The organism is Staphylococcus cohnii species complex 1663 (assembly GCF_041008415.1).
GTDB lineage: Bacteria > Bacillota > Bacilli > Staphylococcales > Staphylococcaceae > Staphylococcus > Staphylococcus ureilyticus.
Map to the genome: position 1 here is coordinate 46,699 of NZ_JBFDVL010000002.1, position 21,528 is coordinate 68,226.

At 31.3% G+C, this 21,528-nt stretch carries 22 protein-coding genes; 3 read left to right on the plus strand and 19 right to left on the minus strand.

The window, feature by feature from the left end; genetic code table 11:
- The 3 genes from AB1J10_RS02130 to AB1J10_RS02140 all read right to left on the minus strand — a co-directional run bounded on the left by AB1J10_RS02130 (nucleotide 1) and on the right by AB1J10_RS02140 (nucleotide 1,989).
- Complete coding sequence (locus AB1J10_RS02130) at nucleotides 1-792, minus strand: ATP-binding protein (protein WP_070038153.1); 792 nt, start codon at nucleotides 790-792, stop codon at nucleotides 1-3.
- A 160-nt stretch (nucleotides 793-952) separates the two neighbouring features.
- Nucleotides 953-1,156, minus strand: a complete 204-nt coding sequence (locus AB1J10_RS02135) for a DUF6501 family protein (protein WP_019468793.1) — start codon at nucleotides 1,154-1,156, stop codon at nucleotides 953-955.
- Nucleotides 1,157-1,179: 23 nt separating this feature from the next.
- On the minus strand, nucleotides 1,180-1,989 hold the full coding sequence (locus AB1J10_RS02140; RefSeq protein ID WP_070038154.1) for a VOC family protein: 810 nt from the start codon (nucleotides 1,987-1,989) through the stop codon (nucleotides 1,180-1,182).
- 215 nt (nucleotides 1,990-2,204) lie between these two features.
- Between AB1J10_RS02140 and AB1J10_RS02145 the strand changes: the two genes are divergently transcribed.
- Nucleotides 2,205-2,405 carry a Mid2-like cell wall stress sensor domain protein gene (locus AB1J10_RS02145; protein WP_070038155.1) on the plus strand — a complete coding sequence of 67 codons (201 nt, stop codon included), beginning with the start codon at nucleotides 2,205-2,207 and terminating at the stop codon, nucleotides 2,403-2,405.
- A 176-nt stretch (nucleotides 2,406-2,581) separates the two neighbouring features.
- Here AB1J10_RS02145 and AB1J10_RS02150 read toward each other — a convergent pair whose 3' ends face one another.
- The 5 genes from AB1J10_RS02150 to AB1J10_RS02170 form a co-directional block, all read right to left on the minus strand.
- Nucleotides 2,582-3,145 carry a dihydrofolate reductase family protein gene (locus tag AB1J10_RS02150; protein WP_046208282.1) on the minus strand — a complete coding sequence of 188 codons (564 nt, stop codon included), beginning with the start codon at nucleotides 3,143-3,145 and terminating at the stop codon, nucleotides 2,582-2,584.
- A gap of 198 nt (nucleotides 3,146-3,343) precedes the next feature.
- A complete protein-coding gene (locus tag AB1J10_RS02155; RefSeq protein WP_070038292.1) occupies nucleotides 3,344-4,351 on the minus strand; it encodes a Gfo/Idh/MocA family protein in 1,008 nt (335 codons plus the stop codon).
- Between the two features lie 26 nt (nucleotides 4,352-4,377).
- On the minus strand, nucleotides 4,378-5,523 hold the full coding sequence (locus AB1J10_RS02160) for a Gfo/Idh/MocA family protein (RefSeq protein ID WP_046208281.1): 1,146 nt from the start codon (nucleotides 5,521-5,523) through the stop codon (nucleotides 4,378-4,380).
- A complete protein-coding gene (locus AB1J10_RS02165; RefSeq protein WP_070038160.1) occupies nucleotides 5,520-6,413 on the minus strand; it encodes a sugar phosphate isomerase/epimerase family protein in 894 nt (297 codons plus the stop codon). The genes AB1J10_RS02160 and AB1J10_RS02165 overlap by 4 nt, the downstream gene beginning before the upstream one ends.
- Before the next feature lie 81 nt (nucleotides 6,414-6,494).
- The gene (locus AB1J10_RS02170) at nucleotides 6,495-7,361 is read right to left on the minus strand and encodes a sugar phosphate isomerase/epimerase family protein (RefSeq protein WP_064208962.1); all 867 of its coding nucleotides are present in this window, start codon (nucleotides 7,359-7,361) and stop codon (nucleotides 6,495-6,497) included.
- A gap of 124 nt (nucleotides 7,362-7,485) precedes the next feature.
- Here AB1J10_RS02170 and AB1J10_RS02175 point away from each other — a divergent pair, with 124 nt between their 5' ends.
- The gene (locus tag AB1J10_RS02175; RefSeq protein ID WP_046208278.1) at nucleotides 7,486-8,364 is read left to right on the plus strand and encodes an AraC family transcriptional regulator; all 879 of its coding nucleotides are present in this window, start codon (nucleotides 7,486-7,488) and stop codon (nucleotides 8,362-8,364) included.
- 18 nt (nucleotides 8,365-8,382) lie between these two features.
- Here the strand turns inward: AB1J10_RS02175 and AB1J10_RS02180 are convergent, their stop codons facing one another.
- Nucleotides 8,383-8,970: a LysE family translocator gene (locus tag AB1J10_RS02180; RefSeq protein ID WP_064208961.1), complete on the minus strand. Its 588-nt coding sequence runs from the start codon at nucleotides 8,968-8,970 to the stop codon at nucleotides 8,383-8,385.
- Nucleotides 8,971-9,082: 112 nt separating this feature from the next.
- Between AB1J10_RS02180 and AB1J10_RS02185 the strand changes: the two genes are divergently transcribed.
- Nucleotides 9,083-9,631, plus strand: a complete 549-nt coding sequence (locus tag AB1J10_RS02185) for a helix-turn-helix domain-containing protein (protein ID WP_070038163.1) — start codon at nucleotides 9,083-9,085, stop codon at nucleotides 9,629-9,631.
- A gap of 533 nt (nucleotides 9,632-10,164) precedes the next feature.
- On the opposite strand, the gene sucB is transcribed toward AB1J10_RS02185, so the two are convergent.
- The 10 genes from sucB to AB1J10_RS02235 form a co-directional block, all read right to left on the minus strand.
- On the minus strand, nucleotides 10,165-11,442 hold the full coding sequence (sucB, locus tag AB1J10_RS02190) for a dihydrolipoyllysine-residue succinyltransferase (RefSeq protein ID WP_046208274.1): 1,278 nt from the start codon (nucleotides 11,440-11,442) through the stop codon (nucleotides 10,165-10,167).
- 13 nt (nucleotides 11,443-11,455) lie between these two features.
- Complete coding sequence (locus AB1J10_RS02195; protein WP_070038169.1) at nucleotides 11,456-14,260, minus strand: 2-oxoglutarate dehydrogenase E1 component; 2,805 nt, start codon at nucleotides 14,258-14,260, stop codon at nucleotides 11,456-11,458.
- 184 nt (nucleotides 14,261-14,444) lie between these two features.
- Entirely contained in the window at nucleotides 14,445-15,800 is a 1,356-nt protein-coding gene (locus AB1J10_RS02200; protein WP_046208272.1) for a HAMP domain-containing sensor histidine kinase, read from the minus strand.
- Nucleotides 15,797-16,459 carry a response regulator transcription factor gene (locus AB1J10_RS02205; RefSeq protein ID WP_064208959.1) on the minus strand — a complete coding sequence of 221 codons (663 nt, stop codon included), beginning with the start codon at nucleotides 16,457-16,459 and terminating at the stop codon, nucleotides 15,797-15,799. The genes AB1J10_RS02200 and AB1J10_RS02205 overlap by 4 nt, the downstream gene beginning before the upstream one ends.
- A 448-nt stretch (nucleotides 16,460-16,907) precedes the next feature.
- Nucleotides 16,908-17,522 (minus strand): phosphatase PAP2 family protein, encoded by a 615-nt coding sequence (locus AB1J10_RS02210; protein ID WP_046208270.1) that lies wholly within the window; start codon nucleotides 17,520-17,522, stop codon nucleotides 16,908-16,910.
- Between the two features lie 18 nt (nucleotides 17,523-17,540).
- A complete protein-coding gene (locus tag AB1J10_RS02215) occupies nucleotides 17,541-18,614 on the minus strand; it encodes an undecaprenyldiphospho-muramoylpentapeptide beta-N-acetylglucosaminyltransferase (RefSeq protein WP_046208269.1) in 1,074 nt (357 codons plus the stop codon).
- A 10-nt stretch (nucleotides 18,615-18,624) separates the two neighbouring features.
- On the minus strand, nucleotides 18,625-19,134 hold the full coding sequence (locus tag AB1J10_RS02220; protein WP_064208958.1) for a GNAT family N-acetyltransferase: 510 nt from the start codon (nucleotides 19,132-19,134) through the stop codon (nucleotides 18,625-18,627).
- Nucleotides 19,135-19,149: 15 nt separating this feature from the next.
- On the minus strand, nucleotides 19,150-20,631 hold the full coding sequence (locus tag AB1J10_RS02225) for a S41 family peptidase (protein WP_046208267.1): 1,482 nt from the start codon (nucleotides 20,629-20,631) through the stop codon (nucleotides 19,150-19,152).
- Between the two features lie 158 nt (nucleotides 20,632-20,789).
- Nucleotides 20,790-21,011, minus strand: a complete 222-nt coding sequence (locus AB1J10_RS02230) for a YozE family protein (RefSeq protein WP_046208266.1) — start codon at nucleotides 21,009-21,011, stop codon at nucleotides 20,790-20,792.
- A complete protein-coding gene (locus AB1J10_RS02235) occupies nucleotides 21,011-21,514 on the minus strand; it encodes a PTS sugar transporter subunit IIA (protein ID WP_046208265.1) in 504 nt (167 codons plus the stop codon). Before AB1J10_RS02235 ends, AB1J10_RS02230 begins: the two co-directional genes overlap by 1 nt.
- Nucleotides 21,515-21,528 lie beyond the last annotated feature (14 nt).

Below are 21,528 nucleotides of genomic sequence, written 5' to 3' on the forward strand. Positions count from 1 at the left end.
CTAAAAGTTTAATTCTACTGCATTTAATATGGCTTGCTGTTCACGTTCGTCTTCTAGTTTATCGATAATTGTACGTTTAATGGCACGCTCTATAGGCATCACGGTAGCCAAATCACTTAAATCAATTAAAGCACGTATACTCGCTGCTTCTTCAGAAATTTGGCCTTGTTTGGTCATTGTTCGTAAATCTTCATTAAAATTAATGATTTTTTGTATTGTTTTATCATCTGACAATTGGCTTTGATTTTTAATTACATCACTTAAAATATCGCCATCAATATAATCTACTTGAATAACGACAAACCGGTTTTTAAGTGCTTCGTTCATTGGCAATGTACCAATATATCCTTCGTTTATTGCAGCGATTACATTAAATCCAGGGGCAGCATTGATAATTTCACCAGTGAACGGATTTGTTAATTTTCTACGGTAATCTAATACGCCATTTAAAATGGGTAAAGTTTCTGGTTTTGCCATGTTGATTTCGTCGATATAAAGTATATGGCCTTCTTTCATTGCTTTGATAACTGGTCCATCAATAAATACAATCTCTTGTGTGCCATTTTCATTTGTCTGTATCGTTTTAAAACCTAATAAACTTTCAGCGTCTAAATCTACTGAACAATTGACCTGGTGCATTGGACGATCTATTGTTTCGCTCAAAGTCTCAGCTAGCTTTGTTTTTCCAGAGCCTGTTGGTCCTTTTAATAAAATATTTTTATTCAATGCCATCATTAATGTTGCATCATCAAACACAGTTTCATCTTTGTTAATATATTGCGAATTCGTCATTGTTCCTTGCTCCTTTAAAAATAAAATAATTTATAAAATTCATATCATTAAAAATAGACTGGGGCTTGGATAATGTTTGAAATTATATAGCCCTAGTCTTATTAATTTAAGTTATATTTAATATTACACGTTTTCTATTTCACATGTTTCATATTGTAAATTATACCTCTTTAAAATAGGTTTTAAAGTAGCCACCGACAAGTCCAGAGTTGTCGATGATTTGATAATATTCTTCAGTTTCATTTATTACATCATATTGTTGTCCTACAGTTAACATGTCAGACACTGTGAATTTTTGTGCATCTGTATGTGTAACTTCTACTTTTTTAATGGGTGTATGATCTTTCCAAGTTTCATGTAGCATAGCTAAAAATCCTCTCTTTTTTATTATGAAGTTTCTAAGGTTAAAATGAATGTAATACCACTTTTTTCAGTGATTCTTAGTGATCTTTCGCCTTCTTGATCTAATGTTTGATAAGGGATTCCAATGGATTCAAGTTCTTCAATAGTCTTTTGGAATTGTGATTTAGATTCTATTCCAAATTCAATTTGTTCTAATATACCATGTTCCGGCATTAAAATTTCTTCGTCTGATGCGTGAACATGCAGCTCGCCGCCTAAACCACCATCACCAATACGAAAAACTTGTATTTTAAAATTAGCATGGTCGTTAGGAGTATATTCTGCAAAATGTTCTAGGCCAAACACCCTAGTTAAAATAGATTGTGTAAGTACTATATCGTTAACTTTTAAGATAACAGGACCTAGGCCTTGAATTTGATGCAGCGGGTTTACATTACTTTCGAAGGTTGGTATACCGAGTGGTGTACCAGAATTATGTTCATTGGAATAAATATTAAATGTCTGCCCATTTTGATCTTGGAAATTGAAATATTTATGACCGTTTAAATCAGTAGGCGCACCGAAAGTAATTTGATGCTGTTCTAAAATTGATTGATATTCTTCAAGTCCTTCATCACTTGGAACTCTTAAACCGATATTTTCAATATGGTTGTTATTGTTAATATAGTTTGGTACTTCTACAAAATGTATACGTGTACCTGAATTTAATTCAGCATCACCAAAACGTAAAGCTTGTCCTTTATCTGCCACATTTAATCCAAGTATGCTGGAGAATAACTCTTTGGTTTTACTTAAATCATTTGTCCCTGTAGTTACACTTCTAAGACCATTCATTATATTAACCCCTCTATTCATATTCTTTCAATACATTATAACTTATTTTACATGTTATTTGTATGATGAAGTATCTGATTGTGATTGTATTTACAAAATTGTAATTTTTAAACATTGGAGGATTAGCAGAAATGTATTAATATAGGTATATAATAGGAATAATTATTTTATATGTATGAAAAAATTTATTTTAGTTATTTAAGGAGGTTATATTTATGTTTGGTACATGGATTTTATTCGGTGTCACAGTACTGATTGCAGTTTATTCAGGTATTACTTTCTTTTCCAATATAAATAATAAAGCAAAACAGCAAAATGCAAGCAAAGAAAGTATTAAGAAAAATAATATTTATGGCATTGTTTTTCTAGTGTTTTTAATTTTAGCGATTATTGAGCTTTTTGTATTTATTGCTTAAAATAACGCGCTTTAAATTAGCCAAAGATTTTAATATTATTGGTGAAATAATATAAATGTCAATTTCTATTGAAAAATTATAGAAATTGACATTTTGTTAATTTTAATGCAAATAAGATAAAGCCACTTCCCATTTAAAGTTGTTTATGCAAAAATAAGATATTTTTGCTTATATGTTTAATCTATTTTTTGATAAATCATTTGCACTACACCACTTTTATAAACATGTGTATTACATAATGAGATGTTGACGCGATTTTGATTGTGTTCAAAAAGAGGTTTTCCAGATCCTAAAATGACTGGGTGGATTGAAAGTCTATATTCGTCAATAAGGTTAAGATTTATAAAAGTTGTGATAATATTTGAGCCGCCATAGAGCCAAATGTCTTTGTTGCTATGTTTTTTGATTTTCAAAACCTTGCTACTGATATCATCACCGTTAATAAACTTTGTATGCGCTTTATCATTATAATTTTGGTTAGTAAACACAAATTTCTGCTTACTATGAATTTGGTCCCACATCATTTTATCTCCAAATTGATCATCCTTTAAATTTGGCATAAATTCTCCCCATAAATCATAACTTTTCCTACCATATATAATAGTATCAATTTGTTCTAGAAAATGATTAAAGTTCATTTCTTCGTCCATGATGCACCAATCAACTTCTCCATTCGGCCCTTCTATATATCCATCCAATGTAATCGCTAAATCTAAAATAATTTTATTTGTGGTCATCATGATTACTCCTTATTTTGGTTATTATCATTATAGTTTATAAAATTACTATTTACAATAAAGCTAAGAATAATAAAAATGGACAGAAATCGATATAAAAAGGATTTCTGCCCAGTTCATTAATTAACTTGAATGAGTTTACTTTTAATCGCTATGATTATGTTCCACAATAAATTAAAATACCAAAATTTCATTTGTTTGCTAAATACTCGTAAAATGAATTGTCTCATTTGTTTGTGAAGATTTTTGTATTGCATCTATGATTGCTATTGATGGTAATGCATCTTTAACGTGTATATAGTTTTTAGTGTGATTATAAATGGAATCGTAGAATTGATTTATGAGTGTCCCATGACTTGGTCCATAATATGATTTTGTACCTGGCAATTTTTTATCTTCAATAATATGAATTTTGTATCCTTCTTTATTAACACGTGTAAGTATATTATCTTTAATTGTGAATTTTTCATTTTCAAAAATGACTTGAAGTTCGATACTTGAATTGCCAAAATTAGCGTTAGTGGCAAAAAACATTCCATTCGCCCCATTTTTAAATTTAATATGTGCAGAAGCGGTATCTTCGACTTCAATATGATAATCTAACAATTGTGATACATTGCCTTTAATTGTATCAACAGGGCCGCAAAGTAATTGCATTAAATCCAAGGTGTGTATGGCTTGGTTGATTAATACACCACCTCCAGCAGTATCTAATTTTCCACGCCATGGTTTATCAGTATAATATGATTCAGGTCTGAACCAAGTAACGATACCTTTTATACCAATGATTTCACCAAACTTTTTGCTTTGTACTATCTGTTTTAAAGTTTGAAATGTTTCATTAAATCTATTTTGAAAGCAAACACATATTTTAGTATCTGGATATTTTTGCTCTAATTGTATTAATTTTAATCCTTCTTTAGCATTAATTGATAGAGGTTTTTCTTGCAAAACATGTATACCTCTTTCTACACAGGCAGTTGTCGCAGATACATGTAAATGATGAGGCAAACAAATATGTACACAATCTAGATCCACTTCTTTTAACATATTTTCAAAATTTGTAAAAAATTGAGCATTGGGTACTTTAGTTTGCATGGCGTTATCAATATCACATGCAGCTACTAATGCTACATTGGAATTTGCCTCTATCGTATTGAGATGTATTGCTGAAATATCACCTAGTCCTATAATTCCAATTTTCAACATATTACCAGCTCCGATTTTAAACATTTTTAATGTGCTTCGTTTTGAATTTGTTGCTTTAATGCATCTTTAAATTCTGAGGGATTTACTGGAACTGTTACTTCTTTACCTGTCCAACTAGATAAATAGATTGCATTTACTAAATTCACGCCATTTATGCCGTCATTTCCAGGCGCAATTAAAGGTGTCCCGTCAATGATATTAGCGGCAAAATTTTCTAATACATTTATATGTTGCTCACCCCATACACTTTCAAATTCAAATGTTTGCTGATCATAAATATTTTCTAATCCGTTGCCTTTAAAGATTTTAGCTGCTTCTTCCCAAGACATATTTCGATTCATTTGTGTTTCTGATTCTTTTAGACGTGTCAATGTGATTGTCTTACTATCTTCAACTAATATTTTGCCATTATCACCTGTGATTTCTAAACGATCAGTACCAATAATATCGTGGGTACATGTAATGAATACACCTGTCGCACCATTGCCATAATCTAGAATGGTTGTTACATCATCATCAACCGCTAAATCACGCTGATAGCCATATTTAATATTTGAAAACACAGATTTTGGCATCCCACATAGCCACTGTAATAGATCTATTTGGTGTGGCGCTTGGTTTACTAAAACACCGCCGCCTTCTTCTGACCATGTAGCTCTCCATGAACTTTGATCATAGTATGCTTGAGGACGCCACCAAGTCGTGATGATCCAATTCGTACGACGAATATTTCCAATTACACCGTCATCAATAAGAGATTTTACTTTTTGATAAAGTGGATTTGTACGTTGATTAAAGAATATCGCAAATGTTAAATGTGGTTTGGATGCTGCTAATTCACTTATTTCTTTCACTTTTTCAGCATAAATATCAGCCGGCTTTTCAAGTAAAGCGTGAATATCCCGTTTTAAGGCTTCTTTACCTATATCAGTATGCAGATAATGAGGAACGGTTGTAACAATTGCATCAACATCCCCACTTTCTAGCATAGCGATATAGTCATTATAAAATGGTACATTAGGATAATGATTTTTTACTTCATTTTTCTTTTCAGTATTGATGTCGCAAATCGCTCCAATTTCAATTTGTGGAATTTTACCAGCTTTAATAAATTCAGCATACGTACTACCTTGAGCGCCCAAACCAATAATGCCTAAACGAATTTTTTTCATTGTGTATTCTCCTTATTGTTTATATTCGATAATATTTTCAAAAGTGCTTCATATTGCATTTTATATCCTTCTGCACCATCTTTTGCAGCAGAATTTTGAATTGTTTCAGTTGAATGTTCTAATTCTAAGTCTTTAATAGCATCAAAAACGACAAGATGCGGTTCAAGTGTTAAGAATCCTTGATAACCTGATTCAAAAAATTGTACTAAGATACTTTCAATCTGACCATCACCTGTACCACATAGCACATTAACATTATCTTTGTATACTGCATCTTTAATATGGATATACGCTATGTCATCTGAAAGTAAGTCGTAACAGTCCTGTGTATCTTCTCCACATTGGACAAAGTTCGCAAAATCAAATATCGCCTTGAAATTTGGAGAGTTTACTTCATCAAGAATAAGTTTACATCGACGAGCAATATCACCAAAAATATCTTTTTCATTTTCATGTAACAGTATAATATTGTATTGCTCAGCTATTTTTGCAAATTCCTTTAATTTTGAAATCACTACATTTTTATAATCATCAAAATTGTCTTTTTTAGGAATATAAAAACTAAATATTCTAATATACTGACAATTGAGCAATTGACTTATTTCACATAATGATTTAAGCATTACTAATTGTCTTTCAAACGCTGCTTCATCATCTATATAAATTTTGCCAATTGGTGAACCTATAGATGATACTCCGATATTCCATTGCTTTAAGCGAGGAATTACATCTTTCTTAATCATTTCTACTGAGTAATCACCAATATTTTTATCATCAATTCCACGTAAGGAAATATAGCTCATGCCTAGCTCATTTACCGTTTTTAACTGTGTTTGAAAATCTGAAGCGATTTCATCAGAAAATCCAGAGATCTCAATATTTTTAAACATCGTATCTACATCCTTATCATTTTGATAGCGCTTACTTAATTAAATGTAAATAAGCACAGAATATTTATTTTAGAGTAAACATTAAAACCAAGATTTATAACCCAGATCATATAAGTGGTCCCGGCTAATTGTTAAACAATTATATGGATCTTCGCCGTATAGCTCGTCTTGTTCAACGAAGAAATATTCACTGCCACTTTCACGTCCAATTTCAATAATATCCTTAAGCGGTAAAGTGCCTTTTCCTAATTCAGCAAATTGAGTAATCATATGTAACATATAATATAATTTTTCATGTCCTTCGCCAGGGTATTGTGACATATCTATTTCACCTACTCGATAGTCTTTTAAATGTATAGCACGAATACGATTTGCATATTTTGGAATGACATCTATTGGATTAAGTCCTGCTCTCCAAATCCAATGGATATCTAGTTCGAAACCTAAATGATTTGTATGATCTCTCATTAAATCAAGCATAAATTGTCCATTGTATTGAACAAATTCTAAATTATGGGCATGATAGTATAAATCAATGCCTTCTTCTTTAAGTCTTTTGGCATAAGTTTCACAAATTTCAGCAAATTGTAAGGTGCTTTCTTTGGATCCCATATAGTTAATTGGTAACATTCCTATTCTCAAAATAGAACAGTTCACAGCTTTACAATCAGCTACAATTTTATCGAAATCATCTTCTAATGTATCTCCAGGATATTTTTGTTTAGCAGATATATGCTCTACACCACAGGACATTGCTGCAATATTCATTCCAAAATCATTAATCGCTTGTTGCATTGCTTCAATATTCTGTGGGTTCATGTCGATTTGAGAAATTTCGACCGCATTATAACCTAAATCACTGACTTTCTTCAGTACGTTATATAATCCTTCTTCTTGTACTTTTTGTTTGAGCATCATCATTTGAACGCCAATTTGAGTTGATGTCATATTCATTCTTCCTTTCAAAAATATTTATATTTTAGTGTTATAATATAATTATAATTTGAGGGAAAAATAACAACATTGTAAATCATGGAAAAAAGTATGTTTTTTGAGCAGGAGGGATATTTTCATGAAAGATAGAGAAACATTTACCCAACAATTTGATACAATTTCATTACCCTTTGATGGTCAATACGCCGCATGGCATAAAATAAGTGACGGTCATTTTGGAAATGAATTACATTATCATGATCATTATGAAATATTTTTTTCATTATCTGGTAATTTGCTTTATACCATAGAAGGACAATCTTTTAATTTAGAGGTTGGCTCAATGCTCATTATTCCACCATACGAATTCCATCGTTTGGATGAACAAAAGGATGGTCACGCAGAGCGTATCGGCTTACGATTTGATGCTGAAATAATAAATGAACTTTCTGTAGAAAATTGTGATCTAAGCGTGTGTTTTGATAAATATTCATCTAAATTTAAATATCTATTGCAGTTATCGGAATATCAAAAAAGAGAATTATATTATTTGTTACAAGGTTTAATTAATGAACAAGATAATCAAGCTTTTGGTAAAGATTTAGCTGCTAAATCTTTACTGACACAGTTTTTAATCATACTTAATAGAGTAGCAATAGAAAATGAAGGTATCGTTGATTATAGTGATGACCCATCTAGTCACTTAGTTAGACAGGTATTAGACTATATGGAATTACATTACAGTCAGGAAATATCATTAGAGCAACTTGAAAATAAATTTTTTGTAAGTCGACATAAAATCACGCAACAATTTACAAAACTAGTTGGCTATCCACCATATCGTTATTTATTAAATCTGCGTTTGCAAAATGCTCAAAGGTTATTAAAAAATGGAGAAAATCCACAACAAGTAGCAACTCATTGTGGTTTTAGTGATTATTCGAATTTTTACAGAAGATTTAAAACCTCATATGGTTGTAGTCCGCGCGAATTTTCACAACAATATGATAATCATTAAATAACAATCATTTCATAACTAGTGTATTAAAATATTTATAGCAACATAAACTAATAGACCAGCCATGACAAAATTAAATATACGTTCATGTGTTGATATAAATGATTTAAATAAAGAACCTAAAACACCCCAACTCAAAGTACCTAAAAAACCGATAATAGCCAGTAAGATAATAAAGGGTAATTGTTTTTGCCAATCCGTAGAAAAAGGTGTGATAAAAGTAGAAATTACTGTTAAAGCATAAATAATTCCTTTAGGATTAATGAATTGTAGCATTACACCAGATTTTAAACCACTGAGCTTGTGACTAAAAGTTTGCTTTGTCCCATAAATAGAACTCATAGAAATCTTTAAAGCTAAATAAAGTAAATATATAAATGCAAATATTTTCATCAAAAATTCAATTTTAGGAAAAGCGGCATGCAAAGTTGTATTAAATATACTGGATATTAGTAACAACAAAAGAAAACCAAATCCAACACCAATTGAAAATCGTAAGCTGCTTTTAAAATTTAAATTTTGAGAAAAAAACAAAGCCATTATATTATTAGGACCGGGTGTAAAGCTTGCAACAACAGCATATATAAGCATAGATATTATTAACATTTTAATCTCCCCCACGTATCAAAACATTATAACGTCCAAATTTACGTTATAATGTTTGGTCTTTAAAGTATATGGTTTATACGTTATATTGTAAATAGAGGTGCTTAAATTGATGAGAGAAATTAACGACATTATAGCTGAAAATTTAAAATTATATAGAAAACAAAGTGGTTATTCATTGGAACAATTATCTGATGTCACAGGTGTAAGTAAAACAATGTTGGGACAAATAGAACGTAAGATATCCATTCCATCTATCACAACATTATGGAAGATAGCAAATGGTTTAAAAGTATCATTCACAGAATTAACACAAGAAAATAGCAATATTATACAGAAAGTTAGTTTGAATGAAATACAACCCTTAATTTCAGAAGATAATAAATATAAAGCATATCCTCTATTTAAGTTTGATATTGAAAAGAAGTTTGAAAGCTATATGGTTGTTATTGGAGTTGAAGGGCAAATGGACGGGTCGCCCCATGGATCAAATACAATGGAATATATCACAGTCTATGAAGGTACCTTAACACTTATATTAGATGGAGAAGCCTTTGTTATTCATAAAAATGAAGCTATTAAATTCAATGGAAATATATTTCACCAATATTTAAACCAACATGATGAACCTGTGTATTTACATATGACTATTCATTATTAATATGTAATAATATCAATAGATTGAAATGAATATTTTTACAGCTTTTCATGTTTGATGATATGGATATGCTTAATTAGATAAATTCAGGGAGGACAATATTTTGGTCAATCCTCAAATGAAAGATTTAAAACCACTTGAAATAATATTATTAATAATAGCTACAATGTTATTTGTTTTTCATATTTTCATAAGTTTTAATATCATTCATGTATCTGTTCTACTATCCACCTTAAGTCTAACTCTATCTATTTTCATTTTAAGTTATGTATTTTTTAAGCAAAATTTTAAAGTTACAGGCTACATCTGCTTAGCTTGTGCTTTATTATTTGTAATAATATCTTTCATATAATACAAAAGCACTTAAATAATTTAGGTGCTTTTTATTTTATATTCAAATCATTACAATGACTTTCAACAGTAAAATAATACTAGAGCGTGCATTTGAATGTTATCAAAAATGAAATAAGCACATAAAAATACAACGACGCTGAACGCCGTTGTATTAAGGTTAATAAACTATTTTGTGTTGTGGATTAAGATTCTAATAGTAAATCTTCTGGATTTTCAATTAATTCTTTAATAGTTTTTAAGAAACCTACTGCTTCTTTACCATCGATGATTCTATGATCATAACTTAATGCAATGTACATCATCGGACGGTTTTCAATTGTGTCTGCGTCGATAGCAATCGGACGTGTAATAATAGAATGCATACCTAGAATCGCAGCTTGGCTACCATTAATAATTGGTGTAGACATCATTGAACCAAAGATACCACCATTGGTAATAGTAAATGAGCCATTTACCATATCATCTAAACCTAATTTTTTATCACGCGCTTTGATAGCTAAATTAGCTATTTCATCTTCAATTTCGGCAAAGTTTTTCTTATCACAATCTCTTACAAATGGTACGAGTAATCCGTCATCTGTAGATACGGCAACCCCGATGTCATAGTATTGTTTCGTAATCATGTCTTCACCATCAATTTCAGCGTTTACTTCAGGGTACTTTTTCAATGCTGCTACTGATGCTTTTGTAAAGAATGACATGAAACCTAGTTTTGTACCATCATGATCTTTAATAAATTGTTCTTTTTTACGTTTACGTAAGTTCATCACATTTGTCATATCAACTTCATTAAATGTTGTTAGCATTGCTGTATTATTAGATACTTCTAATAACTTTTTGGAAGCTGTTTTCTTACGACGAGACATTTTTTCTCTGATAACTGGTTTTGTTGGGTTTTGTGGAGCTGCTTGTTTTTTAGGTTCTTCTTTTGATGATGATTGTGCAGCTTGTTCATTCTTATTATTTTGTGATTGATCAACATGTTCTTTTCTAACAACATCATTTGATTGCGTTGCTACTTCGGATAAGTCAATGCCTTTTTCACGTGCATATTTACGTGCAGATGGTGTCGCATTAACACGTTGTCCTTTATTTTGTGAATCGTCAGCAGTACTTTCATTATCATTTTGAGCTTCTGATTTTGGTTGCTCTGATTTTTCGTTACTATCAGCTGCTTGTGATTCAGAATTATCTTGTTTAGGTGCTTCAGAATTATTATTGCCACTTCCTTCGCCTACAACAGCGATAGATTGGCCAACTTCTACCGTATCACCTTCATTTGCAAGTAATTCTTGCAATACACCAGCTTCTTCAGAAACTACTTCGACGTTTACTTTATCTGTTTCTAATTCAAGGATAGCTTCACCTTTATCTACACTATCACCGACTTGTTTTAACCATTCTGCAATGGTACCTTCTGTAATGGATTCTGCTAATTCTGGAACTTTTACCTCTGGCATGCTTAACTTCCCCCTAGTTAAATTTTGTGCTTTGTTCGATTATCATATTTTGAACAAGTTTGTGTATTTCTCCATCACCTTCAGCAGGAGCTGAACGTTGAATACGGCCATGATAGCTTAAATCGTATTTATCTGTAGTTAATTCTTTCAGATATGGATAAACAAATGACCAAGCGCCTTGGTTCTTAGGTTCTTCTTGTACCCAAGCTACATTTTCTAAATAAGGTAATTCATTTAGTAATGTTTCAATTTCTTCAGCTGGGAATGGATATAATCTTTCCACGGCAACTAGTAAAATTGAATTATTTGGATTTTTTGCTAAATATTCTTTTAAATCAATAAACATTTTACCTGACGCTAGAATTACTTTTTTAACAGCTTCTTTATCATGTTCTTCTGGTAAAATTGGTTCGAATTTTCCAGATGTAAATTTATCAATTGGGTCAGCAACTGTTTTATTACGTAAGAGACTCTTAGGAGACATTACTACTAGTGGTCTCATTGATTGTGTACCTAAGCTAGCAGCTTGAGCTCTCAGTAAATGGAAGTAGTTACTTGAGCTTGATAAGTTTACTACTGTACTGTTATTTTCCCCAGCTAATTGTAAGAATCTTTCTAAACGTGCAGATGAATGTTCAGGCCCTTGACCTTCAAATGAATGAGGTAAGAATAGTGTTAAACCTGAACGTTCACCCCATTTAGCTCTAGCACTAAATAAGAAGTTATCGAATATCATTTGAGCCATATTAGAAAAGTCTCCATATTGGGCTTCCCAAATTGTCATACAATCTTTATTTTGCACATTATAACCATATTCAAAACCAACAACCGCTGCTTCTGATAGTGGCGAGTTACGCACTTCAAAAGTTGCTTTTTGTCCTGGAACATTGTGAAGTGGGATATATTCTTCACCTGAATCAGGGTCATGGAGTACGGCGTGACGGTGACTGAATGTACCACGTTCACTATCTTGTCCAGTTAAGCGAATAGGCGTACCTTTTTGAGTGATTGTTGCGAATGCTAATTGTTCTGCTTGAGCCCAATCAACTAATCCATCTTCGCTCTCAAAAGGCTCTCTTCTTTTCTCTAAGACTTTATTTAATTTTTTAAGAACATTAAAGTTAGATGGATATGATAGCATTGCATCATTAATTTCTTTAAGTTGTTCATAACTTACATCCACATCGACACTTTGGAGTGGTTCGGCAAGACTATCTGGTTTTTGCATATCTGGATTATCCATCTTGTCGTTTTTATCTATTTCATCATGAGCGGCACGGAGTTCTTTTTGAACTTCATCAAAGATTTGATTCATTTGATCTTCAGAAATAATATTATCTTGAACTAATTGATGACCATAAAGTACATCAACAGGGTCATGTTTTCGAATATTATGGTATGGTAACGGATTGGTAATGGATGGTTCATCCATCTCATTGTGCCCATATCTACGATAACCAACCAAATCAATGACAACATCTTTATGGAATTCTTTTCTAAACGCCATAGCAATTTCAATTGCTTCAATAGTTGCTTCAACATTATCTGCATTAACATGCATGATAGGTACATCGTAGCCTTTTGCAACATCAGATGAATACGTTGTAGAACGACCATCTTCTGGCTCAGTTGTAAAGCCAATTCTATTATTAGTGATAATATGGAGTGTACCACCTGTTGAATAGCCGTCTAAATTTTCTAAATTCATAGCTTCGAAGTTAATACCTTGTCCTGGGTAAGCAGCATCACCATGAATCAATATCGGCATAGATTTATGGAAATCAGTATGAACTTTTCCAGGTTTGTCGGTATCATCTTGATTTGCACGTGTTTTACCTAATACAACCGGCGCAACGATTTCAAGATGACTTGGATTATTCGCAAGGGAAATGCGCTGCTCACTGCCATAAGAATTTGTAGTTTTTACACCACCAAGATGGTATTTTACATCTCCTGACCAACCTGAAGTTAATTCTAAACTACCATCTTTTGGTAGGAATTTCATTGGATCAGTGTGCATGAATTCAGAAATCATCATTTGATATGGTTTTTCTAACACATGTGTAAGTACATTTAATCTACCACGGTGGGCCATACCTATTTGTATATTTTGAATGCCTTCGTCACTAGCAAGTCTTAATGTTTGTTGTAACATTGGCACTAGTGTGTCTACACCTTCTATTGAGAAACGTTTTGCGCCCACAAAGTTTTTGTGTAAATATTTTTCGAAGCCTTCTACATGTGCTAAGTTTTTAAATAATTCAATCTTTTGATTATCGTTTAATGTTGCTTTGTATGGTGTTTCTATTCTACGTTTTAACCATACACGTTCCCTATTGTTATTGATATGTGTATATTCAAATGCAATAGGTCCTTTATAACGTTTTTCCATACGAACAATAGCTTCATAAGCATTATCGTAAATATCTTTAAAGTGTTCAGATACAATACCTGCTGAAATTGACTCTAGTGTTTCTTTATCCAAATTAAAATCTTCAATATTTAATTTTGGAACATTTTCTCTTTCAGGTTTGTTAACTGGATAAATATCTGCCAATAAATGCCCATATTGACGTATGTTATCTATGAGACGCATAACACGTTTAATCGTGCTATCAGCTTTAGTCGTATTTTGTTGACCATCAGCTGTATTTGTTGTGATGTTTGCTTCACCGTTTTTGATTGTACTAAATAGGACTTGTAAATCTTCAGGGACTGAAGCTGGATCATTCAAATATAAATCATATAGATCTAAAATGTATCCAAGATTTGCCCCGAAATTTACAGGTGCCTGGGTAACCTGACTTTCGTTGCTCATATTACACCCTCCACAAAATAGTTAAAACGCTTACAAATCAATAATAGCATTAAATAAACGCAAATTAAAGTATCAATAACTAGTTATATGAAAAAAGCAGAACCTGATTTTATTTGGCTCTGCTAATTGTATTTTCATTTTATAGCGTAACATATTTTCACTTGAATGAGTAACCTGTTAATAATCAAAATGTGATTTTAAATGTCGTGTATTTTCCTACTTCACTTTCTACATGAATTGTCCCATGATTTAATTCAATGATTTTTTTAGCTATCGACAAACCTAAACCATTGCCGCCTAACTTTCTGGAACGGGATTTATCAACTCTATAGAATCTGTCAAAAATAAAATCTATATCCTCTTTTGGAATACCTACACCATGGTCAGTGATTTCAATTGATATTTGTTTGTTCCTTAGATTTGTTTGAATTTGAATATATTTATTAACTTGATCATATTTCATGGCGTTATCAATAAAGATAATTAGGACTTGTTCAAATTGATAACGGTCTATTTTTATATTAAGCGGTTTTTGATAAGGTACAAATTCAAAAACATAATCTTGATGAAGTTGTTTTAGTGATTTAATTCTGGATGTAATCTCTTGATTAATTTCTACACTTTCGGTTTCATTTTCTTTACTGTTGTTGTTATCTTTTGTTAACAATAATAATTCTTCAACTAATTTTGTAATTCTAGTCATTTCTTCTAAGGATATGTCGAGTGACTCTTCAAGAATTGCTGCATCTTTTTTGCCCCACCGCTGTATCAAATTTAAGTGACCCTGAATAATTTGTAATGGAGTTCGTAGCTCATGTGAAGCATCTTCAACAAATTGACGCTGTTGGTTAAACGATTCTTCTAATTGGAACATCATTTCATTAAAAGTGACAATTAAATTATCTGTTTCTTCATAATTAGTAACTAAGTCCACTTTTTCTTGGAAACCATCACGACGAATTTGCTGCATTTTATTAGACATTAAGATTAATGGTTTTGTAATTTGTGCAGAGAAGAAATAACTTACCATTGCAGTTATAAAAGTAGCAATCACTCCAAATATGAGTGCAATAAAATACAATGAATTGACGAGTGCATTATAATTCTCTAAAGAATGAATGATTACGCTATATCCTTTAAAATGGTGCGTATTAATCCGGTTTGTAATAATTAAATAATCGTTGTTATGGTATTTTTTTATTAAAGCCGTATCAATTTCTTTAGGTTTGAAATTAGGTGAATAAACGATATCGTTGTCATTTGAAGTCTCTATTTGTTTTTCACCATTTTTATTATAAAGAATCACTTTTTGAAAATTACCTAACGAAGCATTTAAGTCTAATGGTGTAATATCATTCAATTGTTTAGATTCGAAAAGTTGAATGATATCCGATGAACTTCTTTCAGCTTCGCTTAGTTCGTTGTGACGTAATGCGTTACTTAGAAAGAATATGATAATTAAACTAAATATAAATATGGTTGAAAATGTAATCGTTGTTGTGATAATCATCCACTTGGTTTTTAATTTACGCTGTTTCATTTTCTAACCACATATCCCACGCCACGTACAGTTTCTATGATTTTATCTTTATTATATGGTTTAAGCTTATTTCTTAAATAGCGGATGTATACATCAACAACGTTAGTTTCAACTTCTGAATCATAACCCCACACATCTGCGATAATTTGTTCTCGCTGTAATACATGATTACGATTTTCAGCTAATAAGGTCAATAAATCATATTCTGTTTTCGTCAAATCTAAAGAATTACCATCTACAGTTACTTTAAAGCCATCTCTATCTATAATAATGCCTTGCATGTCGATGATGTTCTTTTGTGGCTGTCTACGTAACATTGCTCTTATTCTTGCTAATAATTCTTCAATATCAAAGGGTTTTACTATATAATCATCTGCCCCATAATCTAATCCAGCTACTTTATCGTAAGTGTCACTTTTTGCTGTGATAATAATTATAGGAGTGGATTTATTTTGTCTGACTTGTCTACAAATTTCTAAACCATTAATATTAGGTAGCATCAAATCTAACAAAATCAAATCGTAATCATCTGTTAAAGCTTTTTCTAACCCAGGTTTGCCATCATATTCAATATCTACTGCATAGTTTTCGTGCTCTAATTCTAACTCGATGAAACGTGCAAGATTTTGTTCATCTTCAACAATTAAAATTTTTGTCATTGCTTACACCTCAAAATATATAATATATGAAATAACAGTTTATAGAAAGTAACAGGGTATTAAAAATAAAATAAGATATTGAATATAAATAAGTATAACGATGTTGAAATAAAAAATAAGAAAATATTCGAAATCTAATTGACAATTATTCTCAGTGTTGTATAATGTAATTGAAAATGATTATCAATACTACATAGACATTCCCCCCACACATATTTGTTTTAGTAGAATTGATCATTTTCGTAAATATCCCCTTTTATATGCCCGTAAAAGACTAACGTTGTAAATCAACGTATATATAGAAACCGGTTTGCATTATGAAATCGGTTTTTATAATAATTTTTGACACAATTAAATTAAGTTTGAGATATAAGTATCTCAGATGAATTTAAAAAATGGCAATTTCTATTTTATATAGAAATTGCCATTTGTTCTATTTCGTTATTTTTTAAATTTTTAATTTGTGTCTTAATATTAATGTTGATAATACGACACAAAAAGCACCACCAATGATACCAGCAATGATATCAGTTGGATAATGAACACCAAGATATACTCTTGATGATGAAATTAAAATAATAAATAGTGCTGAAAGACCTATCATAATTCCTTTTGTTTTACCTTTCAAGACACGATTAGCAATGTAAATGGTACTGCCAAAGAAAGCGGCTGACCCCATTGCGTGTCCACTTGGAAAACTAAAACCAGAGATATCTATGAGACGTAATAGTGTAGGTCGTTCTCTGTCAAATACGTTTTTTAATAATGGGTTTAAAGTACTTGATAAACTCATTGCTATTGCAAAGAAAAGTGCCTCTATATTTAATTTTTTAAGCATTAAATAGGCGATAAGTAATAATGATAAACAAACCATTGCCCATACTTCCCCGATTTTAGTTACTCCTAAGAAAAATGTAGTAGTTATAAAACTTTCAGAAGAATATATGAATTCATAAACTTCATTGTCTATCCATTTCCCTAATCTTGATTCATGGAAGGATGCAATAATGCCAAAAATTAATGTAAAAATAATGAGTAGACTTATTCTTTTCCAACGACTCATTGCGTATCCTCCCTATTATTAGTTATTTGCATCTTTAATAATTTTATGAAATAAATCTTGGCGTGTAAAACTTTCTTTGTATGTTTGCATCTGAGTTATAATAGATTCACGGTGAGTTTCGATATCTTTTAACTGATCGATGAGTTTATCCTCGGTTAAAGTGTCTTCAGGAATTGTTCTTCCAAAACCTTTAGATTCAAAATTTTTCGCATTGTCAATTTGATCTCCTCTAGATTGGTCAAGGCCTAATGGAATTAAGAGCATTGGAATTCTTAATGCCAAGAATTCATATATAGCGTTTGAGCCAGCACGACTAATAACTGTGTCTGTTATCGCTAATAAATCAGTTAAATCGTCTTTAACAAATTCAAACTGAACGTATCCTTCTTTATTTGTCAAGGATTGATCCAGCAATCCTTTACCAGTTAAATGAATCACTTGATAATTATTTAATAATGCGTCTAAATTATCTCTAATAATATCATTTAACTTTTTACTTCCAAGGCTACCACCCATGATTAATAAAACCTTTTTATTATCTTTAAATTCTGTTAACTGATAGCCTCTATTTTTATCACCACTTTTTAAATCTTCCCGCACTGTAGCACCTACAAAATCCGCTTTTTCACTCGGCAGGTATTGTAATGTATCCTCAAAGGTTGTATAAATCTTTTTAGCAAACTTTAAAGCAATTTTATTTGCTAGTCCGGGTGTTAAATCAGATTCATGTATAATAGTTGGAATTTTTAGGGATTTAGCAGCGATAACTACAGGCACAGATACAAAACCACCTTTTGAGAATAATAGGTCAGGTTTTTCTTTTTTTAATATGCGTCTTGAATCGAAGATACCTTTTAATACTTTAAAAATATCTTTAATATTTTCAAAAGAGATGTATCGTCTTAATTTACCGCTTGAAATTTTATGATATGGGATTTCTGGTAATTGGGATTCAATCATTTCTCGTTCCATACCATTTTTGGAGCCGATATAAAATGCTTCATGTCCTTCTTCTAAAGCTGTTGGAATCAAACTTAGATTAACAGAAACATGTCCAACAGTACCGCCACCAGTAAATGCGATTTTTGTCATATTATTACCTCTATTCTTCTAATTTTTTATAATAGGCATAGAATGGTTCTCCTTTATCGAAAGGAGGATAATCAATATTTACTTCACCTAATTTGATAAAGCCAAATTTTTGGAATAATCCTTGAGCACGTTTATTCAATGCAAAAGTGTCAGTTAACATTACATGTACATTATCTCGTAAAGCAAGGTTAACAGCAAAATCAAATAATTTTGTAGCAGCACCTTTATATTCTGATGAGGCTGCCAATCTATGAATAACGTATGCATTTTTTCTATCAATTGGCCATGCCAGTTCATCATACCACTCAGATTGTTGCTGGTCGACAACTATAAAGGCAAAAATTGTATCTTTTTCTTCTAAAACAAACAATGAATCTTTACTAATATCTTCTTTGAAATGTGATTTTAATGGATATTGTTCATCCCATTGGTTGTTGTTTTCTTGTTGCATTATTGACTTTGCTTCTTCTACAATCGTTAAAATAGTTGGTAAATCTTCTACGGTACCTAATCTTATCATGCGAGGTTCACCTCTTTATTTTAATTTGTTTAATAGGGTTTGTAATACAGTATCTTCTTTATTTGCTTTATTAACTAAAGCTTGTGTGAATTTATCATTGGTTTGTTTGTTGAATTTTCCATTAACTGTTAAATTATTATCTTTTTGGAATGATTTAATAGCATCTTCTAATTCCTTATCAAAGCGTTTAGATTTATTATTAGACTGATAGTTTAATGCAGATAGACCCACTTTAATTGTTTTAACATGTTTGTCTTCATCACCCAACTGGTATGTCTGTGTATTAGGTATGACGCTTAAAGATTGATATTCAGGTTCATTAATTTTTGTATCAGGATTAATGCCTTTCCCATGAATATAACGAGATTTTGGAGTCAACCATTTCATATTCGTAAATTTTAATAGAGAACCATCATCAAATTCATGTGTGGTTTGTACTATACCTTTACCAAAAGTTTTTGAACCGTAAACTTTAGCTTTATTATAATCCATCATAGCACCAGTGAATACTTCTGACGCGCTGGCCGAACCTTTATTCACTAAAATTGAAACATCCATATCCTTAGCTTCTTTGCTTGCATCGTTTGATGTTTTTATTTGTTCTTTTTGATCGCCTTTTTCAAGTTGAACTGCGGTTTTTCCTTTATCCACGAAAATATTTACCATTTTCACAGCTTCATCAAGCAATCCACCAGGATTATTACGTAAATCTAGAACAATTTTTCGAATTCCATCTTTATGAGCTTTAATAATTAAAGATTTTAATTCACCAGAAGTACTACTTTGAAATTTATTTATTGTAAACACACCAGTATTACCATGTTTTTCATATTCAACACTCTTAACATGTATTTTATCCCTTTTAATAGTGATGTCGTGTTCTTGGTTCGCTCTTTCAATTGTTAATGTAACTTTTGAACCTTGTTTTCCACGCACTTTTTTGACTATAGCTTCAAGTGGTTGGCCTTTAATAGACTTACCATTCACCTTAGTCACTACATCTTTAGGTTGAATGCCAGCTTTTTCTGCAGGAGAGTTTTTCATAGGGCTTGTAATTTGAATTTTATCTCCCTTTTTTTGCATTTCTGCACCAATACCCACAAAATCACCTGAGACATCCTCGTTAAACGATTTAGATTCTTTTTTAGTCATATATTCCGAATATGGATCATCTAAATCTTTTACCATTCCCTTAATTGCAGATTCCGATATTTTTTCTGAATCTGTATTTTTATAATATTCCTTATTTAAAATACTATAGACATCTTCAACCTTTTTCATTTCTGTTCTTTGTTTTCCATCTAACCCACTTGTCCAGTTCATGACTGCTATGGTTGCAAAAACTGTTAAAACTGCTGTTATAAGCACAATACTTATGATTGTTAAAATGAAATTTTTCCGTTTAAAGCTCATATTTTTAGTGGAATATTTGTTATTAGCATCGTTATTTTTAGTTTCTTCGTGGTTTTCATTTTGCATGTCTGATCTTTCCGACATTTTATCACTTCCTAAATATATGTATAATTCAAATCGAAATTTTATTGATTTGAAAATAAAAGTAGCTGGGATTGAATCATTAAAGATTAATCCCAGCTCTCTATGATACTTTATTATTTTAATATACTTTACTATATTCTCTCAAATATAAACTAAGACTAAAATTTTAACCATTCAGTATATTCATCATATAAACTATCAAAAACAGACATTGAAACGGTATAACTTCCTTGCATTTCAATGTAATCTGATAGAGCATGAAAATCTTTTTCCTGTCGTGGAAAAGACAAATCATCAAAAATTTCTTCAGCTAATTCGCCTTTTTCGTCTTTTCGACCACGTGCTGTTAATGCAAATTGATAAAATGAATGATCTTTCATTAGTTCATTGTCACATCAATAATTTTAGTTTCACCTTTAGTTACTGATGTTATATCGTCGGCAATTGCCACAGATGACGTGTTATCTGAGTTTGTAACAATTATTGGAGAAATAACTGATTTAGCATTTTCTTTTATATAATCTAAATCAAAACGTAATAATGGGTCTCCCACACTAACAGTATCGCCACTTTCGACTAATACTTCGAAACCTTCTCCGTCAAGTTGTACTGTATCTAAACCAATATGAACAAGTAGTTCAAGTTCATTATCAGCTTGTAAACCAATTGCATGTTTTGTTGGGAAGATATTATCTACTTTACCATTGATTGGAGAAACAACTTCACCATCAGTTGGATTTACTCCAAATCCTTCTCCCATCATTTTTTGCGCAAACACTGGATCTGGGATATCTTCTATTTTCACATATTCTCCAGTAATAGGTGCATATACACTCGTTTCTTTGTCGACTTCTTTACCTTTACCAAATAATTTTTTAAACATGTCTTGTTCGCTCC

What these genes read in the sequence shown, in the direction of transcription:
- AB1J10_RS02130 (WP_070038153.1), bottom strand. Translation starts at nt 792, where the DNA reads ATGACGAATTCGCAATATATTAACAAAGATGAAACTGTGTTTGATGAT.
- AB1J10_RS02135 (WP_019468793.1), bottom strand. Translation starts at nt 1,156, where the DNA reads ATGCTACATGAAACTTGGAAAGATCATACACCCATTAAAAAAGTAGAA.
- AB1J10_RS02140 (WP_070038154.1), bottom strand. Translation starts at nt 1,989, where the DNA reads ATGAATGGTCTTAGAAGTGTAACTACAGGGACAAATGATTTAAGTAAA.
- AB1J10_RS02145 (WP_070038155.1), top strand. Translation starts at nt 2,205, where the DNA reads ATGTTTGGTACATGGATTTTATTCGGTGTCACAGTACTGATTGCAGTT.
- AB1J10_RS02150 (WP_046208282.1), bottom strand. Translation starts at nt 3,145, where the DNA reads ATGATGACCACAAATAAAATTATTTTAGATTTAGCGATTACATTGGAT.
- AB1J10_RS02155 (WP_070038292.1), bottom strand. Translation starts at nt 4,351, where the DNA reads ATGTTGAAAATTGGAATTATAGGACTAGGTGATATTTCAGCAATACAT.
- AB1J10_RS02160 (WP_046208281.1), bottom strand. Translation starts at nt 5,523, where the DNA reads ATGAAAAAAATTCGTTTAGGCATTATTGGTTTGGGCGCTCAAGGTAGT.
- AB1J10_RS02165 (WP_070038160.1), bottom strand. Translation starts at nt 6,413, where the DNA reads ATGTTTAAAAATATTGAGATCTCTGGATTTTCTGATGAAATCGCTTCA.
- AB1J10_RS02170 (WP_064208962.1), bottom strand. Translation starts at nt 7,361, where the DNA reads ATGACATCAACTCAAATTGGCGTTCAAATGATGATGCTCAAACAAAAA.
- AB1J10_RS02175 (WP_046208278.1), top strand. Translation starts at nt 7,486, where the DNA reads ATGAAAGATAGAGAAACATTTACCCAACAATTTGATACAATTTCATTA.
- AB1J10_RS02180 (WP_064208961.1), bottom strand. Translation starts at nt 8,970, where the DNA reads ATGTTAATAATATCTATGCTTATATATGCTGTTGTTGCAAGCTTTACA.
- AB1J10_RS02185 (WP_070038163.1), top strand. Translation starts at nt 9,083, where the DNA reads ATGAGAGAAATTAACGACATTATAGCTGAAAATTTAAAATTATATAGA.
- sucB (WP_046208274.1), bottom strand. Translation starts at nt 11,442, where the DNA reads ATGCCAGAGGTAAAAGTTCCAGAATTAGCAGAATCCATTACAGAAGGT.
- AB1J10_RS02195 (WP_070038169.1), bottom strand. Translation starts at nt 14,260, where the DNA reads ATGAGCAACGAAAGTCAGGTTACCCAGGCACCTGTAAATTTCGGGGCA.
- AB1J10_RS02200 (WP_046208272.1), bottom strand. Translation starts at nt 15,800, where the DNA reads ATGAAACAGCGTAAATTAAAAACCAAGTGGATGATTATCACAACAACG.
- AB1J10_RS02205 (WP_064208959.1), bottom strand. Translation starts at nt 16,459, where the DNA reads ATGACAAAAATTTTAATTGTTGAAGATGAACAAAATCTTGCACGTTTC.
- AB1J10_RS02210 (WP_046208270.1), bottom strand. Translation starts at nt 17,522, where the DNA reads ATGAGTCGTTGGAAAAGAATAAGTCTACTCATTATTTTTACATTAATT.
- AB1J10_RS02215 (WP_046208269.1), bottom strand. Translation starts at nt 18,614, where the DNA reads ATGACAAAAATCGCATTTACTGGTGGCGGTACTGTTGGACATGTTTCT.
- AB1J10_RS02220 (WP_064208958.1), bottom strand. Translation starts at nt 19,134, where the DNA reads ATGATAAGATTAGGTACCGTAGAAGATTTACCAACTATTTTAACGATT.
- AB1J10_RS02225 (WP_046208267.1), bottom strand. Translation starts at nt 20,631, where the DNA reads ATGTCGGAAAGATCAGACATGCAAAATGAAAACCACGAAGAAACTAAA.
- AB1J10_RS02230 (WP_046208266.1), bottom strand. Translation starts at nt 21,011, where the DNA reads ATGAAAGATCATTCATTTTATCAATTTGCATTAACAGCACGTGGTCGA.
- AB1J10_RS02235 (WP_046208265.1), bottom strand. Translation starts at nt 21,514, where the DNA reads ATGTTTAAAAAATTATTTGGTAAAGGTAAAGAAGTCGACAAAGAAACG.